The sequence below is a fragment of the Belnapia arida genome (assembly GCF_016773205.1).
GTDB classification, from domain to species: Bacteria; Pseudomonadota; Alphaproteobacteria; order Acetobacterales; family Acetobacteraceae; genus Belnapia; species Belnapia arida.
In genome coordinates, this window is sequence record NZ_JAETWB010000001.1 from 404,228 (window position 1) to 421,524 (window position 17,297).

15 protein-coding genes are annotated in these 17,297 nt (G+C 71.2%); 12 read left to right on the forward strand and 3 right to left on the reverse strand.

Annotation, left to right across the window (positions count from 1 at the left end; genetic code table 11):
- Positions 1-36: 36 nt before the first annotated feature.
- Positions 37-1,647: a thiamine pyrophosphate-binding protein gene (locus JMJ56_RS02120; RefSeq protein ID WP_202829951.1), complete on the reverse strand. Its 1,611-nt coding sequence runs from the start codon at positions 1,645-1,647 to the stop codon at positions 37-39.
- A 201-nt stretch (positions 1,648-1,848) separates the two neighbouring features.
- Between JMJ56_RS02120 and JMJ56_RS02125 the strand changes: the two genes are divergently transcribed.
- The 12 genes from JMJ56_RS02125 to JMJ56_RS02180 all read left to right on the forward strand — a co-directional run bounded on the left by JMJ56_RS02125 (position 1,849) and on the right by JMJ56_RS02180 (position 15,224).
- Positions 1,849-3,345 carry a circularly permuted type 2 ATP-grasp protein gene (locus JMJ56_RS02125; protein WP_456318775.1) on the forward strand — a complete coding sequence of 499 codons (1,497 nt, stop codon included), beginning with the start codon at positions 1,849-1,851 and terminating at the stop codon, positions 3,343-3,345.
- Positions 3,345-4,283 (forward strand): alpha-E domain-containing protein, encoded by a 939-nt coding sequence (locus JMJ56_RS02130; RefSeq protein ID WP_202829952.1) that lies wholly within the window; start codon positions 3,345-3,347, stop codon positions 4,281-4,283. The genes JMJ56_RS02125 and JMJ56_RS02130 overlap by 1 nt, the downstream gene beginning before the upstream one ends.
- Before the next feature lie 7 nt (positions 4,284-4,290).
- Positions 4,291-5,043 (forward strand): proteasome-type protease, encoded by a 753-nt coding sequence (locus JMJ56_RS02135; protein ID WP_202829953.1) that lies wholly within the window; start codon positions 4,291-4,293, stop codon positions 5,041-5,043.
- Between the two features lie 34 nt (positions 5,044-5,077).
- Positions 5,078-6,037 (forward strand): Bug family tripartite tricarboxylate transporter substrate binding protein, encoded by a 960-nt coding sequence (locus JMJ56_RS02140; RefSeq protein WP_202829954.1) that lies wholly within the window; start codon positions 5,078-5,080, stop codon positions 6,035-6,037.
- A gap of 5 nt (positions 6,038-6,042) precedes the next feature.
- Positions 6,043-6,501: a (2Fe-2S)-binding protein gene (locus JMJ56_RS02145; protein ID WP_202829955.1), complete on the forward strand. Its 459-nt coding sequence runs from the start codon at positions 6,043-6,045 to the stop codon at positions 6,499-6,501.
- On the forward strand, positions 6,501-8,597 hold the full coding sequence (locus JMJ56_RS02150; protein WP_202829956.1) for a xanthine dehydrogenase family protein molybdopterin-binding subunit: 2,097 nt from the start codon (positions 6,501-6,503) through the stop codon (positions 8,595-8,597). Before JMJ56_RS02145 ends, JMJ56_RS02150 begins: the two co-directional genes overlap by 1 nt.
- Positions 8,594-9,541: a substrate-binding domain-containing protein gene (locus JMJ56_RS02155; RefSeq protein WP_202829957.1), complete on the forward strand. Its 948-nt coding sequence runs from the start codon at positions 8,594-8,596 to the stop codon at positions 9,539-9,541. The genes JMJ56_RS02150 and JMJ56_RS02155 overlap by 4 nt, the downstream gene beginning before the upstream one ends.
- Complete coding sequence (locus JMJ56_RS02160; RefSeq protein WP_202829958.1) at positions 9,538-11,619, forward strand: acetate--CoA ligase family protein; 2,082 nt, start codon at positions 9,538-9,540, stop codon at positions 11,617-11,619. Before JMJ56_RS02155 ends, JMJ56_RS02160 begins: the two co-directional genes overlap by 4 nt.
- A gap of 80 nt (positions 11,620-11,699) precedes the next feature.
- A complete protein-coding gene (locus tag JMJ56_RS02165; protein ID WP_202829959.1) occupies positions 11,700-12,158 on the forward strand; it encodes a (2Fe-2S)-binding protein in 459 nt (152 codons plus the stop codon).
- Entirely contained in the window at positions 12,155-14,422 is a 2,268-nt protein-coding gene (locus tag JMJ56_RS02170; protein WP_202829960.1) for a xanthine dehydrogenase family protein molybdopterin-binding subunit, read from the forward strand. The genes JMJ56_RS02165 and JMJ56_RS02170 overlap by 4 nt, the downstream gene beginning before the upstream one ends.
- The gene (locus JMJ56_RS02175) at positions 14,419-14,817 is read left to right on the forward strand and encodes a hypothetical protein (RefSeq protein ID WP_202829961.1); all 399 of its coding nucleotides are present in this window, start codon (positions 14,419-14,421) and stop codon (positions 14,815-14,817) included. The genes JMJ56_RS02170 and JMJ56_RS02175 overlap by 4 nt, the downstream gene beginning before the upstream one ends.
- Positions 14,818-15,023: 206 nt before the next feature.
- Positions 15,024-15,224 carry a hypothetical protein gene (locus tag JMJ56_RS02180; RefSeq protein WP_202829962.1) on the forward strand — a complete coding sequence of 67 codons (201 nt, stop codon included), beginning with the start codon at positions 15,024-15,026 and terminating at the stop codon, positions 15,222-15,224.
- 271 nt (positions 15,225-15,495) lie between these two features.
- On the opposite strand, the gene queC is transcribed toward JMJ56_RS02180, so the two are convergent.
- Together queC and queG are read right to left on the reverse strand one after the other, a co-directional pair.
- The gene (gene queC, locus JMJ56_RS02185; protein WP_202830843.1) at positions 15,496-16,200 is read right to left on the reverse strand and encodes a 7-cyano-7-deazaguanine synthase QueC; all 705 of its coding nucleotides are present in this window, start codon (positions 16,198-16,200) and stop codon (positions 15,496-15,498) included.
- Positions 16,200-17,231, reverse strand: a complete 1,032-nt coding sequence (gene queG / locus JMJ56_RS02190) for a tRNA epoxyqueuosine(34) reductase QueG (RefSeq protein ID WP_328702237.1) — start codon at positions 17,229-17,231, stop codon at positions 16,200-16,202. Before queG ends, queC begins: the two co-directional genes overlap by 1 nt.
- Positions 17,232-17,297 lie beyond the last annotated feature (66 nt).

The window sequence follows — 17,297 nt, forward strand, 5'->3', positions numbered from 1 at the left end:
AGAAACCTCTCACCCTCGAGGTCCAGATCCTCCTCGTCAGCCGCGCAAGGCTTTGATCTGGCTTGGATAGCTTGCCGGATCGACTCGTACGTCGAGCAGCACCGTGCCGGATGCTGCAAGTGCGACGGCGAGGGCCGCACGGTATTCCAACTCGTTGCAGGCCCGTAGGCCGGTGCCGCCCAGCGCCGTGAAGGCTGCGGCGAAATCGGCCTCCGGCCAGCCCAGTGCCGCCTCCGGGATGCTGCGACCGTCTTTCTTGATGTCGATCAGCGAGAGCGTCGCGTCGTTGAAGACGATGATGGTGAGGCGGGTGCCGAGCACCGCCGCTGTGGCCAGCTCGCCGAGCGCCATCAGCAGCCCGCCGTCCCCGGTGAAGGCGATGGCGCCGCGCGCCGGATCCTGCATCGCCGCGGCGATGCCGGCCGGGAGCGCAAAGCCCATGGTGGCGAGGCCGTTCGAGATCAGCAGGTCGCCGGGGCGCCTGGCCTCCCAGAAGCTGGTGCAGGGAAACATATGGGCCCCTGCGTCGACGGCGATGCGCGGCTCGGCCCCGGCCTCGCGGCAGGCGAGCTGGGCGAGTTCCACCACCGCCTGGGGCGAGAGGCCCCGATTGCCGCTCGGGCCGTTGCCGAGCGACTCGCGCCAGCGGCGGCGGTGCCCGGCGATGGCCTCCGGCGCCCAGGCGCTGCGCGGCGCCTCCAACGCGACAAGGGCCGGGGCGAGGGGGCCGTGCAGCGCCACCTCCGGCGCGCGGTAGGCCAGCGGTCGCGGCGCCGTCGCCAGCTCGATGACGGGCGCGGCGTAGCGCCAAGCCTGCGGGATGAACTCCACCGGATCGGCGCCGGCAAGCAGGATGCAGTCCGCCTCGGACAGGACCGGCGCCTCGGCGGCGCCGCCGGTGAAGACGCCGGCGAAGAGCGGATCGGCATCGGGCACCACGCCCTTGGCTTTGTAGGTCACCAGGGCAGGGCAGCCGAGCCGGGCGATCAGGTCGCGGAGCGCGGCGCAGGCGGCGGGCTCCGTGGCCTCCAGCCCCGCGACCAGCACCGGGCGGCGGGCGGCAGAGAGGATTCGGTTCGCTTCGGCGAGGGCCGCGCCCGGGGCGAAGCCAGGCGGCGCGGCACCGGCGATCGGCGGGGGCAGGGCGGGGGCGCGGGCCGCAGCCGCGGAGAGCTCCAGCAGCACCGGGCCGCGCGGTGCCTGCATGGCAAGGGCGAGGAGGCTCGCGGCCATCACCCCGGCGGCGGCGCCCGGTTCCACCGCACGCGCCGCTCCCTTGGTCACCGGCGCCAGCAGCGCGGCTTGGTCGAAGAACTGGTGGTCGGCGAAGGCGCGCTCGGCGCCGGTGAAGCCATCGGCCAGCAGCAGCACCGGGGCGCGGTCGAGACTTGCCTGGGCCATGCCGTTGGCGGCGTTGGAGACGCCGGGGCCGCGCGTCACCAGGGCGACCCCGGGCAGGCCGGTCAGCTCCGCCTCGGTCGCCGCCATGATGACGGCGGCCGTCTCCTGCCGCGCCAGCACGAAGCGGATGCCGCGCGCCTCCGCCGCCTCGATCAGCGCAAGGCTCGATCCGCCGCCGGGCACGCCATGGATGCGCTCCACCCCTGCCGCCGCCAAAGCCGCGGCCACCGCCTCCGCACCTGTCATCGCTTCCACCCTTCCGGAACGAGGCGATCCTAGGGCTGCCCTCCGCTGGCGCCAAAATCGCCGTGATCCGGGTGGGGCTGGCCATGGGTTGGGCAGAACGGTGGCGGGGCGGGCAAAACATCGCGGCGGGGCGCTTGCGGCGGAGCCACGGTCCGTGCTGCTTTTGTGGAACGGGAACGCAGAATGGGGGCCGCATCGTCCGTGTCGCAGGCTAGAATCGCCGCTTTCGACGAAATGCGGGCAGAGGACGGCATCCGTGCCGCCTATGCCGAGATCGATCGCTGGCTTCGCGCCACACCGCGGGAGCGGCTGGACGCCAAGCGGCGGGAGGCGGAGCTGTTGTTCCGCCGCATCGGCATCACCTTCGCCGTCTATGGCGAGGGCGGCGACCCGGAACGGCTGATCCCGTTCGACATCATCCCCCGCATCATCGCTCGGTCGGAATGGGAGCGCATGGCGCTCGGCCTCAGCCAGCGGGTGCGGGCGCTGAACGCCTTCCTCGCCGATGTCTATGGCAAGCAGGAGATCCTGAGGGCAGGCCGCATCCCGGCCGCCCTGGTGCTGGAGAACGAGGGCTACCGCGCGGAGATGGTGGGCATCGCGCCGCCCGGCGGGGTCTTTACCCATGTCGCCGGCATCGACATGGTGCGCACCGGGCCGGACGAGTTCTACGTGCTCGAGGACAATTGCCGCACGCCCTCCGGCGTCTCCTACATGCTGGAGAACCGCGAGGCGATGCTGCGCCTCTTTCCCAATCTCTGCGCCCAGCACCGCGTGGCACCGGTTGGCCGCTACCCGGAGGAGCTGCTGGAGACGCTGAAGGCCGTCGCCCCGGCCCGCGCCGGGGCCGAGCCCTGCGTCGTGTTGCTGACGCCCGGCCCCTACAACAGCGCCTATTACGAACACTGCTTCCTCGCCGACGAGATGGGCATCGAAGTGGTGGAGGGTGCCGATCTCTGCGTCGATGACGATGTCGTCTACATGCGTACCACGGCGGGGCCACGGCGCGTCGACGTCATTTACCGCCGGATCGACGACGAATTCCTGGACCCCAAGGCCTTCCGCCCGGACAGCCTGGTCGGGGTGCCGGGGCTGATGGCGGCCTACCGCGCCGGCAACGTCGCGCTGGCCAATGCGCCGGGGGCGGGGATCGCCGACGACAAGGCTGTCTACCCCTATGTGCCGGAGATGGTGCGCTTCTACCTCGGCGAGGAACCGCTGCTCGCCAATGTCCCGACCTATCTCTGTGACCGCGACGAGGACCGGCGCTACGTCCTCGCCAATCTCGACAAGCTGGTGGTGAAGCTCGCCAAGGGCTCGGGCGGCTACGGCATGATGATCGGCCCGCATGCGACACGCGACGTGCGCGAGGAATTCCGCGCCCGCATCCTGGCCCGGCCCGGCGACTACATCGCGCAGCCGACGCTTGCGCTCTCCACCTGCCCGACCGTGGTGGAGCAGGGGATCGCGCCGCGCCATGTCGACCTGCGGCCCTTCGTGCTCTCGGGCCGGGAGATTCGCATCGTCCCGGGCGGGCTGACGCGCGTCGCCATCCGCGAGGGCTCGCTCGTCGTCAACTCCTCGCAGGGCGGCGGAACGAAGGATACCTGGATCCTCGAGGACGAGGGCCCCGGCGAGGCCGGCTTCCGGTCGCAATCGCAGTCATCGCAATCGCAATCCCAGTCGGCCGCGGGCTGATGCTCAGCCGCACCGCCGACAACCTGTTCTGGCTGGCGCGCTACACCGAACGGGCCGGCAACGTTGCCCGGGGCCTCGGCGTCGCCTCGCGCATGGCCGCCGTCTCCGCCCGGCTCGGCGCCGAGGTCGATGAGTGGCGCTCGCTGCTGACCGCCTCGGGCGAGGATGCCAGCTTCTACCGCAAATATGAGGCGCCAACGGCGGATTCCGTCGTTCACTGGCTGATCTTCGACCCGGACAATGCCTCCGGCATCCTGCCCTGCATTGAGGCGGCGCGGCGCAATGCGCGGGCGGTGCGGACGGCGCTCACCGTCGATATGTGGGAAGCGCTGAACGACACCTGGAACCATCTCCGCGCCCTGCCGCCCGAAGCGATGGAGGGAGAGAAGTTGGCCGACTTCCTCGGCTGGGTGCGCGAGCGCGTCACGCTGTTCAACGGAGCGGCGCATGACACGATGCTGCGGAACGAAGCCTGGCGCTTCGTCCATCTTGGCACCATGCTGGAGCGCGCCGACAACACCGCGCGGCTGCTCGACGTGAAGCACCACCTGCTGACGGCTGAGGCGGAGGGCGCAGTCGATTACGTGCAGTGGCAGGCGGTGCTGCGCTCCGTCTCCGCGCTCCGCTCCTACCAGTGGATCTACCGCGACCGGCTGAACCCACGTCGCATCGCTGAGCTGATGATCCTGCGGCCGGAGTTGCCGCGCAGCCTGATGGCCTGCCTGGCCGAGGTGGCGGAGACGCTGGACGCAATCGCGCTCGGCCAGGGTGGGCGGCGCGGCGAGTGCCACCGCCTCGCCGGCACCCTGCAGGCGCAGCTGCGCTACGGACGGATCGACGCCATCATGGAGGAAGGGCTGCACGCCTTCCTCACCATCATGATCGAACGTGTCGCCGCACTCGGCGGCGAGATCGACGCCTTCTACATCCGGCATTGAGCGGACAGTGACCTATTGCGTCGGCCTGCATCTGCGCGAGGGGCTGGTCTTCCTCTCCGACACCCGGACCAACGCCGGCGTCGACAACATCTCGACCTTCGGCAAGATGCAGGTGGAGGCGGTGCCGCACGAGCGGGTGCTCGTCATGCTCTCGGCCGGCAACCTCGCTATCACCCAGGCGGTGTGGAGCCGGCTGCAGGAGGGCGTCTCCCTCGGCGGCGAGACGCTGACGCTGCGCAGCGTGCCCAGCATGTTCCGCGCCGCGCAGCTGGTCGGCCAGGCGGTTCGGGAGGTCTATGCGGCGGACGGGCCATCGCTTTCGGCGCAGGGCGTCGGCTTCGACATATCGCTGATGCTCGGCGGGCAGATCGCCGGCGGGCCGCCACGGCTCTTCCTCGTCTATGCGGCAGGAAATTTCATCGAGGCGACCGCGGACACGCCCTTCCTCCAGATCGGCGAGCATAAATACGGCAAGCCTATCCTCGACCGCGCCGTCGGCTTCGACACGCCGCTGATAGATGGCGTGAAGCTGGTGCTGATCAGCATGGACAGCACGCTGCGCTCCAACCTCACCGTCGGCATGCCTATCGACCTGCTTGTCTACCGGACGGACAGCTTCGGGGTGGCGCTGCGGCGGCGGATCACCGAGGAGGATCCCTATTTCCGCGCGGTGTCGGAGGGTTGGTCCCGGGCGTTGCGCAACGCCTATATGGCCCTGCCGCGCCCGGACTGGCTGGCGGAGGCGGGGGCGGGGGAGTAGCCTTGGGGACAAGAATGGTCCCGGGGGAACATCCATGCGTCGCCGCATGCTGCTTGCCGCGCCGTGCCTCCTTGCCTCGCCGCGCCCCGGCTTCGCGCAGGCCTGGCCGAGCCGGCCGGTCCGCATCGTCGTGCCATTCGGCCTCGGCGGCTCGGCCGACATTGCCGCCCGCTTCCTGGCCGAGCCGCTGAGCGCGGCACTGGGTCAGCCCGTCGTCGTCGAGAACCGCCCGGGGGCGGGGGCTGTCATCGGCACGGATGTGGTGGCGAAGTCGGCGCCCGACGGCCACACGCTGCTGCTGATGTCGAACACCCACACCGCCAACGAGACGCTGCTGCCGAACCGGCCCTATGTGCTGATGCGCGACCTGGCGCCGGTCGCCGCCATCAACATTGCCTATCATATCCTTGCCGTGCATGGTTCCCTCGGCGTCAGGACGGTGCCGGAGCTGATCGCCCGGGCCAGGGCCGCGCCGGGCCGGCTGGACTATGCCTCCTCCGGGCCGGGGACTCCCTATCACATCGCCTCCGAGGTCTTCGCGGCGATGGCCGGCATCCGGCTGAACCACATCCCCTTCCGCGGCAGCAACGAGGCGCGGACGGCGCTGATCGCCGGCCAGGTGCCGATTATGTTCGACGCCATCCCGACCATGCGGGAACAGATCGTCAATGGCCGCGTCACCGGCCTCGGCACCACCGGCCTCGCCCGTAGCCCGCTGCTGCCGGACCTGCCGGCGGTGGCGGAGACCGTGCCCGGCTTCGAGGCTTCGATCTGGCTCGGGCTGATGGGGCCGGCCGGGATGCCGGTGCCCATCGCGGCGCGGCTGCACGAGGAAGTGGGCAAGGTCCTCGCCTCGCCCGCGGGGCGCGATGTGATGGCGAAGGGCGGGGCGGAGCCGATGCCGATGACGACTGCGGAGTTCGACGCCTTCCTTCGCCGCGACATCGAGCGGCAACGGGATTGGATCCGCATGGCGAAGATCGAGATGGGTTGAGGCCGATGCTCTCCTTCACCCTGAACGGCGCGGCTGTCACCCTCGACCTGCCCGAGGATGTCGCGCTGCTGCACGCCTTGCGCGGCCCGCTCGGCCTTTCCGGCCCCCGCTTCGGCTGCGGCACGGAGCAGTGCGGCGCCTGCATGGTGCTGGTGGAGGGCGAGCCGCGATGCGCCTGCACCCTGCCCGCTGCCGCCATTGCCGGGAAGGCGGTGGTGACGGTGGAGGGGCTTGGCACGCCGGAGGCGCCGCATCCGTTGCAGGCAGCCTGTCTCGCCGAGCAGGCCGGGCAATGCGGCTATTGCCTCTCCGGCATCCTGGTCAGCGCGGCGGCGCTGCTGGCGCGCGACCCACGGCCGGGGGAGGCGGCGATCCGCGCGGCGCTCGATCCGCATCTCTGCCGCTGCGGCAGCCACAACCGAATCCTCCGCGCAGTGGCGCGGGCCGCGCGGGAGATGGCGTGATGCACCGGCTGCCGGGCAACCTCCAGACCAACCGCCGGCTCTCGCAATGGCTGGCCATCCATCCCGAAGGGAAGGTGACGATCACCCCAGGCAAGGTGGAACTGGGGCAGGGGATCCTGACCACACTCAGCCAGATCGCGGCGGAGGAGCTGGAGGTCGATCTCGCCCGCATCGAGGCGCGAGCGGCCTCGACACCGGACAGCCCCGACGAAGGCGTCACCTCCGGCTCGCTCTCGACGCAGGACAGCGGCGGGGCGCTGCGCCATGCCTGCGCGGCGGCGCGGGCGATCTTCCTCGGCGTGGTCGCGCAGCGCGTCGGCGTGCCGCTGGAGGCCATCCGCGTCGAGGACGGCATCTTCCATGGCCCGGCCGGGCCTATCGGCAGCTACTGGGCGCTGGCAGACCAGGCGCTGCTGGACTGCGATGCGCCGGCCGAGGCTAGGCCGCGCGCGCCCGGCGAGCGGCGGATCGCTGGGCGTTCCGTCCCGCGGATCGACCTGCCCGACAAGGTCTTCGGCGCCGCGCGCTACGTCCATGACCTGCGCCTGCCGGGAATGCTGCATGCGCGGATGGTGCGGCCGCCGGCGCGTGGGGCGCGGCTGGCCGGGTTGCGCGAGGGGCCGCTGCCGGGCGCAGCGCAGGTGGTGCGGGACGGCGATTTCCTCGCCGTGCTGGCAGAGGCGGAATGGGAGGCCGAGGCCGCAGCCGCTCGCCTTGCCGCCCGCGCGGAATGGGAGGTGGCAGACAGCCTGCCGGAGCAGGCCCTGCTCACCGATTGGCTGCGCGAGGCCGCGACACGCGGTGAACGCAGCCCCGTCGAAAGCCGCGGCGACCTGGCGCCGCCCGTCGCACGGACGCTGCGGCGCAGCTTCCACCGGCCCTATCTGGCGCATGCCTCCATCGCCCCTTCCTGTGCCGTCGCGCGCTGGGAGGGTGAGCGCGTCGAGGTCTTCACCCACAGCCAGGGCCCCTACAACCTCCGTGCCGACCTGGCGAAGACGCTGCGCTGCGACCCGGCGCTCATCACCGTCCGCCATCGCGAGGGCGCTGGCTGCTACGGCCATAACGGCGCCGATGACGTGGCGCTGGATGCGGTGCTTGCCGCCCGCGCCGTGCCCAACACGCCCGTCCGCCTGCTTTGGTCGCGCGCCGAGGAGCTGGGCTGGTCGCCCTTCTCGCCGGCCATGCTGGTCGATGTGGAGGCCGATCTCGACACCGCCGGCACGATCGTCGGATGGCGCAGCCACATCGTCAGCAACGGTCATTCAAGCCGGCCGGGGCGGGACCCGGAGCCGACGCTGCTCTCGGCCTCCATGCTCGCCACGCCCTTCGCGGTAAAGCCGAGCATCAATCCGGCCATGGCGGCGGGTGGCGGGGCGCCGCGCAACGGCATCCCGCTCTACCGCATCCCGGCGCTCGGCGTGGAGACGACGCGGCTGCTGGAGATGCCGATCCGTACCTCCGCCCTGCGCGGCCTCGGCGCGACGCTCAATGTCTGGTCGATCGAGAGCGTGATGGACGAGGCTGCGGCGCTGGCCGGCCTCGATCCGCTCGATTACCGGCTGCGCCATCTCGACGACCCGCGCGCCATCGCCGTGCTGCGGCGCGCGGCCGACCTCGCCGGCTGGACGGGACGCACACGGCGCGAGGGCTTCGGCATGGGCATCGGCTTCGCCCGCTACAAGAACACCGGCGCCTGGGCCGCCGTCATCGCGGAGGTGGAGGCGCTGGACCGCGTCTTCTGCCGCCGCCTCTGGATCGCTGGCGATGTGGGCGAGGCGGTCAACCCGGATGGCGTGCTGAACCAGCTCGAGGGCGGCGCCATCCACGGCGCCTCCGTCGCCCTGCTGGAGGAAGTGCGCTTCGACCGCCGCACCGTCACCAGCGACCAGTGGGAGGGTTACCCGATCCTCCGCTTCTCCGAGGTGCCGCAGGTGGAACTCGCCCTGATCGACCGTCCGGAGGAGCCCTTCCTCGGCGCCGGGGAGGCCAGCATGGCGCCGACCATCGCCGCCATCGCCGGCGGCATCACCCAGGCGCTTGGCATTCGCCCGCGCCAGCTTCCCTTCACCCCCGAGAACCTGGCCCGCGCATGAGCCGCCTGACCCTCAGCCTCGCCTGCCACGCTTCGGACCGCACGCGGCCGCTGCTGGACGGGCGCGTGACCATTCCCGGCGTCGACCTCGTGCCGCTGGTCGGCGAGCCGGAGGACATCTTTCGCCGTGCCCTGCGCGACAAGGCCTTCGACATCACCGAGCTCTCGATGGGCTCACACATCGTCACCACCGCGCGGGGCGACAGCGCCTATGTCGGCGTGCCGGTGTTCCCGAGCCGCGCCTTCCGCCACTCGGCGATCTATGTCCGTACGGATTGCGGCATCCGCAGCGCCGTCGATCTTGCGGGCCGCACCATCGGCCTGCCGGAATACCAGCAGACCGCGGCGCTCTGGGTGCGCGGCATCCTGCGCGAGCAGTACGGCGTCGACACGCGCGGCATTGCCTGGCGGATCGGCGCCGAGCGCATCGCCATCACCCTGCCGCCCGGCTTCGACGTGCAGCCCCTCGGCCGCGATCCCGCCATGGCGCTCGCCGAGGGCGCCGTAGATGCACTCATCGCCCCGCGCCCGCCGGGCGGCCCCGGCATCGCCCGGCTCTACACGGACTACAAGGCAGAGGAGATCGCCTGGCACCGCGCCACCGGCTTCTTCCCCATCATGCATTGCATTGCCCTGCGGCGGGATCTGGCCGAGCGCCATCCCTGGCTACCCGTCGAGCTTTTCCGCGCCTTCACCAGGGCGCGGGATCTGGCGCTCGGCGAGCTGCAACTGGTCAACGTCCTCCGGGCCTCGCTGCCCTGGATCGCCGTGGCCTTCGAGGAACAGGCGGCGATCATGGGCGGCGATCCCTGGCCCTACGGCTTCGCCCGCAACCGCGCTGAGGTGGCGGCGATGATCCGCTTCGCCGTCGCCGACGGGCTTGCGGCTGAGCCGATCGCGCCCGAGGCGTTGTTCCATCCGAGCACACTGGGAGAAGGCGCATGACCAGGGCCAGCCTCGCCGAGGCGCTGTTCCACCCGCGCTCCATCGCGCTGATCGGCGCCAGCCCGGACCCGGCCAAGACGAATTCGCGTCCGCAGCGCATCCTCGCCAAGGCGGGCTATGCCGGGCGCATCCTGCCGATCAACCCGTCGCGCAGCGAGATTGGCGGGCTGCCGGCTTATCCCTCGGTGCGCGAGGCGCCAGGGCCGGTCGATCATGCGCTCATCATGGTGCCCGCCGCCGCCGTGCTTGGCGCTATCGAGGATTGCGTCGCCGCCGGAGTCCCGGCCGCCACCATCTATAGCGCCGGCTTCGCCGAGATCGGCGAGGAGGGGCGCGCGCTGCAGGACCGGATCGTCGGCATCGCGCGCGCGGGCGGGCTGCGTCTGGTCGGACCGAACTGCCTCGGCCTGCTGAACGTCACCGATGCCATCCCGATCACCGTCAACGCCGCGGTGGAGGCGGAGCCGCTGCTGCCCGGCTGGCTCGGCATGGTCTCGCAGAGCGGCAGCATGATGGGCGCGCTGCTCTCGCGCTGCGCGGCGCGCGGCCTCGGCTTCTCGAAGCTTACTTCGGTTGGCAACGAGTGCGACCTCGGTGTCGGCGAGATCGCCGAGATCCTGGTCGAGGACGAGGCGACCAAGGCAATCCTCCTCTTCCTCGAGACCTTCCGCGACGCGGAGGCGCTGGCGCGGGCCGCGCACCGCGCCCATGCGCTCGGCAAGCCGGTCATCGCCTACAAACTGGGCCGGTCGGAGCTCGGGCGGCGCATCGCCGTCTCCCATACCGGGGCGATGGTGGGCGGCGACGAACTGGCCGCGGCCTTCTTCCGCGACCACGGCATTCTCCGCGTTGAGACGCTGGAGGCGCTGGTCGAGCTGCCGCGGCTGGTGCTCGGCCACAGGCCGGGGACGGGGGCGCGGCGGCGCGTCGCGGCGCTCACCGGCACCGGCGGCGGCGCGGGAATGATCGTCGATCGGCTGGGCCTGCTGGGCGACGAGGTGCTGGTGCCGCCGGAGGACTTCCGTGCCGCTCTCGCCACAGAGGGCGTGCCCGTTTCCGACTCGCCGCTGATCGACCTGCCGATGGGCGGCACCAAGGGCCAGTACCCTGCGGCGCTGCGGGCCCTGCTGCGCTCCGACCATTGCGATGCTGTGCTGGCCGTGCTCGGCAGCACCGCACGGCTGAGGCCTGAGAGCCATGTCGAGGAGTTCATCCTCGCCGCCGGCCCGGGGGCGAAGCCGCTTGCCGTCTTCTGCGCGCCGCAGGCGGATGGCGCGCTCGCCGTGCTCGACCGGGCCGGCATCGCCGGCTTTCGCACCCCGGAGAGCTGCGCCGACGCGCTGCATGCCACGCTCGCCTGGGAGGCACCGCGCCGCCGCCCCCCGGTGCCGGCGCAGGCGATGGAGGGCCCACGGGCATTGCTCGCCGGCCGTGCCGCCGGCGTTCTGGACGAGGCGGAGTCCTGCGCCCTCTTCGCTGCCCTCGGCCTGCCGGTGCCGCCGCTCCAGGTGTTGCAGTCGCCGGATGAGTTCACCGGCGAGGGTCGCTTCGCGGTGAAGATCCTTTCGCCTGACATCGCCCACAAGACCGATGCCGGGCTGGTCCGCCTTGGCCTCGAGGGCGAGGCCGCGGTGCGCGCGGCGGCGGCTGGGCTGCTGGAGCGTGCCCGCAGCCGTTTCCCCGCTGCGCGGCTGCGCGGCGTGCTGGCAGCGCCGATGCAGCAGGGCCTTGCCGAGGTCATCCTCGGCTTCCGCCGCGATCCGGAGGTCGGGCCGGTCGTCGTGCTCGGCATGGGCGGGGTGATGGCGGAGCTGCGCCGCAGCTTCACCCTTCGTCTCGCCGCGGTCACCGTTGCCGAGGCGGGTGAGATGATCGGCGTTCTGCCCGAGCTGAAGCCGCTCGCCGGGTGGCGCAACCTGCCGCGCGGCGATCTCGGCGCGCTCGCCCACGCGGTCGCGGCCTTCTCCACGCTCGCCGCGCTGCCCGAGGTGCAGGAGGCGGAGATCAATCCGCTGATGATCCGCGCCGGGGCGGAAGGCGGAGTTGTTGCGCTGGACGGGCTGGTGCGGCTGGGCTGAGGCAGGTCGCGAGAACGGCACTCCGGCCCGCTTCCGCCGCGTGGTTTGATCGGCACACGGATGCGGGAGGATCGATCCCAATGACCACGCTGACCATCAACGGGACGGAGCGCCGCTTCGAGGGCGACCCCGACATGCCCCTGCTCTGGTTCCTGCGCGACGAGCTCGGCCTTACCGGCACCAAATTCGGCTGCGGCCAGGCGCTGTGCGGCGCCTGCACCGTGCATGTCGACGGCAATGCCGTGCGCGCCTGCCAGACGCCGGTTTCCGCCATCGACGGCGCCAAGGTGACGACCATCGAGGGGCTCTCGCCCGATGGCGAGCACCCGGTCCAGGTCGCCTGGAGGGGGCTCAACGTGGCGCAATGCGGCTATTGCCAGACCGGGCAGATCATGCAGGCCGCCGCGCTGCTGAAGGACATCCCTGACCCGAGCGACGACGACATCGACACGGCGATGAGCGGCAATCTCTGCCGCTGCGGCACCTATCCGCGCATCCGGGCGGCGATCAAGCAGGCAGCGAAGGGGGGGCGGCCATGATCGTCAATCTCAGCCGGCGCGGGCTGCTGGGCGGCCTTGCCGGCGGCGGCCTCGTCCTCGGCATCGGCCTGCCGCGCGTCGAGGCGCAGCAGGCGGGCTTCGGCGCCGATGGCATGCCGAATGGCTGGCGCGACGACCCGCGCCTCTTCATCGCCATCGCCGAGGACGGCATCGTCACCGTCACCTGCCACCGGCAGGAGATGGGGCAGGGGGTGCGGACCTCCATCCCCATGGTCGTCGCCGAGGAACTGGAAGCCGACTGGTCGAAGGTGCGCGTCACCCAGGCGGATGGCGACGAGGGGCGCTTCGGCAACCAGGACACCGACGGCTCGCGCAGCCTGCGGCACTTCTTCATGCCGATGCGCCGGGCCGGTGCCGCGGCGCGGACGATGCTGGAGGCGGCGGCGGCGAAGCAATGGGGCGTGCCCGTTGCCGAGGTTCGGGCCGCGAACCATCAGGTGCTGCACGAGAAGTCCGGCCGCGCGCTCGGCTACGGCGCGCTGGCGAAGGCGGCGGCCGACATGCCGGTGCCGGACCGTGCAACCGTGCGGCTGAAGGACCCGGCCAATTTCCGCTTGATCGGCAAGGAAGGCACGGAGCTTCTCGACAACCGCGACATCACCACCGGAAAGGCCATCTATGGCATCGACGCGCGGGTGGAGGGCATGTTCTACGCCGTCGTCGCCCGCCCGCCGGTCTTCGGCGGCAAGGTGACCTCCTTCGACGCGGCCGAGACCATGAAGGTGCCGGGCGTCGTCAAGGTGGTGGCGATCGACCCGCCGGCGATCCCCTCCGAGTTCCAGCCGCTCGGCGGCATCGCCGTCATCGCCCGCAACACCTGGGCGGCGATGCAGGGGCGCGACAAGCTGAAGATCAGCTGGGATGACGGGCCGCATGCCGTCTATTCCTCCGACACCTACCGCGCCCAGCTGCAGGAGGCGGCGCGCAAGCCGGGCAAGGTCGTCCGCACTGCCGGCGACGTGGACCGCGCGATGGCGGGCGCGGCAAAGCGCGTCGAGGCGGAATACTACATCCCCCACCTCGCCCAGACGCCGCTGGAGCCGCCCGCCGCGCTCGTCCGCATCGCCGGCGGGCGCTGCGAGGCCTGGGCCTGCACCCAGGCGCCGCAGGCAACGCGGACCCGTCTCGCGCAGCGACTGAACATTCCCGAGGACAAGGTCACGGTGCATGTGACGCTGCTCGGCGGCGGCTTCGGGCGGAAGTCGAAGCCCGACTTCGTCCTCGAGGCGGGGCTGTGCAGCCAGGCCATGGACGGCGCCCCGGTCAAGATGACCTGGACCCGCGAGGACGACCTGCACCACGGCTATTACCACACCGTCTCCGTCGAGCGGATCGAGGCGGGGCTGGATGCCGCCGGCAAGCCGGTCGCCTGGCTGCATCGCAGCGTGGCACCGACCATCGGCTCCATCTTCGCGCCCGACCCGAAGCACGAGCTGCCGGTCGAACTCGGCATGGGGCTGGTCAACACGCCGTTCCCCCTCCCCAACATCCGGATCGAGAACCCCGAGGCGCAGGCGCATGCGCGGATCGGCTGGTTCCGCTCCGTCTCCAACATCCCGCATGCCTTCGCCATCCAGTCCTTCGTCGCCGAGCTGGCGCATGCCGCGGGCAAGGACCCGAAGGACTACCTGCTGGAGCTGATCGGCGCGCCCCGCGTCGTCGACCCGACCACGCTCGGCGATGTCTGGAACCATGGCGAGGATCCGAAGCGCTACCCGATCGATACCGGCCGGCTGCGCCGGGTGATCGAGACGGCGGCCGGGGGCATTGGCTGGGGCAGGGCGATGCCGCAAGGCAGCGGCCTCGGCATCGCCGGGCATTACAGCTTCGTCTCCTATGTCGCCGCCGCCATCGAAGTGAAGCTCGGCAGCCGCGGCGAGCTGAGCTTCCCGCGCGTTGACATTGCCATCGATTGCGGGCCGCAGGTGAACCCGGAGCGCATCCGCTCCCAGATGGAGGGCGCCGTCGTCATGGGCACTGGCCTCGCCCTCTCGGCCGAGATCAGCTTCAAGGATGGCCGTGTGCAGCAGAACAATTTCGACGCCTATGAGCTGACGCGCATCGACACCGCGCCGCGCGAGATCCACGTCCACCTGCTGCCCTCGCGCGACTACAACCAGCCGCTTGGCGGCGTGGGCGAGCCGGGGGTGCCGCCGATCGCGCCGGCCATCGCCAATGCGATCTTCGCCGCCTCGGGCAAGCGGATACGACAGCTGCCGATCCGGGATCAGGTGACGACATGAGGACGGCCCTGACCTTTCTTGGCCTGGCGCTGCTCGCCGGGCCGGCCCTCGCCTCGCCCTGCACCGAGCAGATCGCGGCGTTGGAGCGGCAAGTGTCCGGCGCCGGGGCGGAGGCGGCGGCCGCCTCCTCCGGTGGGCAGGGCGTCGCCGCGGCGCGGGAGAGCCAGGCGTTGCAGCCGCCCCCGGCGAACCAGCCTGCGCCGCCGAGCGGGCCCTTCCAGGCCGCGCCGCGCGAGGCCCAGGCGACGCAGCGTGCCGCCGAGGCCGGGGCTGGCGGCGATGGCGTGGTGCAGGCCCGCGCCCGGCTCAACGAGGCGCGCGAGCGGGCAGGTCGGGGCGACGAAGCCGGCTGCCTCGCCAGCCTGGCCGAGGTGCGGCGGCAGGTGAACCGGTAGTAGCCAGATGTCGTCGTAGTATGTTTCGCTAAGGCTTCGGATAGGGCATGCGTGGGAGGTTTGCGGCATTGCATCCCGGTAGCATCGGCAGCGGCTAACGGCGACGTGACGCCCGGGCGCTGGCGGGCTCGGACCATGCTGGGTAGGTTGCCGGCATGGCCTCTTCCCCCGATGAACAACCCGATCCCACCTCCGAAGACAAGGTGATGTCCGCTGCCGCAAGGCGCGCGGAGCAGCAGCGCACGCGCTACCGCATCGCCGAGCAACGCGCCCGCAGCGAGCAGGCCGGCGGCAAGCCGAGCGAGGATGAGGCGAGCCGCATGGTCGCCGAATTCTACGCCCGCGGCGGCCAGGTCACCGTCTGCCCGCCGGCCGACGAGGCCGAGGTGGAACATCCGAAGCGTTAAGGCAGACGCGCCCGGATAAGCCCATCCGAGCAAGGCAGTTGGTTCGGTCCAACAATGTCTGGAGCGGCTTCCGCCAGCGTGGCCGAGCGAGTACCGCTCCGGCCACTCATGCGCCGCTGTTGCTGCCGCCCATGCCGCGTTCGTTGTAGGTCGGTGGGCCGCTGGTTGGTTGCAGCTGGCCACAGGCGGCGAGGGTGGAGAGGATCAGGAACAGCAGCAGGGGCATCCCGCTCCAGCGCAATGCGCCCGGTGGCGTCGCCTGCCGGGGCGGTCAGTCTGCCGTGAGCCGCCAACCTTCCCAACCCTTGCGGCGCAGGTCGCAGGCCGGGCAGGTGCCGCAGCCATGGCCCCAGTCGTGCAGCCTGCTGCGGTCGCCTAGATAGCAGCTATGCGTGTCGAGGCGGATCGCTTCCACCAGCGGCGCGCCGCCGAGCCGCGCCGCCAGCGCCCAGGTCGCCGCCTTGTCGCGCCACATCAGCGGGGTGTGCAGCACGAAGCGCCGGTCCATTCCGAGATTGAGTGCGACCTGCAGCGCCTTCAGCGTGTCGTCGCGGCAATCGGGATAGCCGGAGTAATCCGTCTCGCACATGCCGGCGACAAGGTGCCTCAGCCCGCGCCGGTAGGCGAGCGCCGCGGCGAAGGTGAGGAAGAGCAGGTTGCGGCCGGGGACGAAGGTGTTCGGCAATCCGTCCGTCTGCATGGCGATCGCCGTCTCCCGCGTCAGCGCCGTGTCGGAGACGGCGCGCAGGGCGTCGAGCGCCAATAGATGATCCTCGCCGAGCTTCGCTGCCCAGCCAGGATTTTCGTGGAGCAGCCGGGTGCGGAAGGTCTGCCGCACCTCCAGCTCCACCCGGTGCCGCTGGCCGTAGTCGAAGCCGATCGTCTCGACATGGGCGAAGCGCGTGAGCGCCCAGGCAAGGCAGGTGGCGCTGTCCTGGCCGCCGCTGAACAATACGAGCGCCGCGTCGTCGCGCATCATGCCGCTTCCAGCCTCCCTGCCGCCCAACGTGCCGCCTCCGCTACCACCGGGTCGGCATCGCCGGCGAGGGCCTGCGCGGTGGGGCGCAGCGCAGGCTCGCTGGAATTGCCGATCGCCACCAGCACGTTCCGTACGAAGCGGTCCCGCCCGATGCGCTTCACCGGACTTGCGGTGAAGAGGGCGCGGAAGCCGGCATCGTCCAGCGCTGCCAGCTCCGCCAGGCGCGGGGCATCGAGCGAGGCACGCGGGGCGAAGGCAGGCTCGCTATGGGCACGGGCGAATTTGTTCCAGGGACAGACGGCGAGGCAATCGTCGCAGCCATAGATGCGGTTGCCCATCGCCGCGCGATGCTCCTCGGGGATTGGCCCGCGATGCTCGATGGTGAGGTAGCTGATGCAGCGCCGCGCATCGAGCCGCCGCGGCGCCGGGAAGGCGCGGGTCGGGCAGATGTCGAGGCAGGCGCTGCAACTGCCGCAACGGTCCCTACCCGGCGGGTCGGGCGGCAGGTCGAGCGTCGTGTAGATCTCGCCGAGGAAGAGCCAGGAGCCGTGCTGGCGGCTGACAAGGTTGGTGTGCTTGCCCTGCCAGCCGAGCCCGGCCTGCTGCGCCAGCGGCTTCTCCATCACCGGCGCGGTGTCGACGAAGACCTTCACCAGCGCCTCCGGCCAGCGGGCGACCATCCAGCGGGCGAGGGATTTGAGATGGGACTTCACCACGTCATGATAGTCGCGGTTCCGCGCATAGACGCTGATGGCGCCACGGTCGCGCTGTTCCAACACCGCCAGCGGGTCCTCCGCCGGCGCGTAGCTCATGCCGAGCGAGACCACGCTTACCGCCTCCGGCCAGAGCGCGCGGGGATGCGCCCGCTGCTCGGCGCGTGCTTCCATCCAGCCCATCGTGCCGTGCAGGCCCTCGGCGAGGAAGCGGTTCAACCGGGCGCGCACCTCCTCCGGCAGGGTAGCGGCGGTGAAGCCGACGGCATCGAAGCCGAGGCGCCCGGCCTCGGTGCGGATCAGGTCCTTCGTCACACGGCCTCCATAGCACCCGGCAAGCCCTTCCGGCGACAGGAGGGATGCCCGGTGAGTCGCAACAAT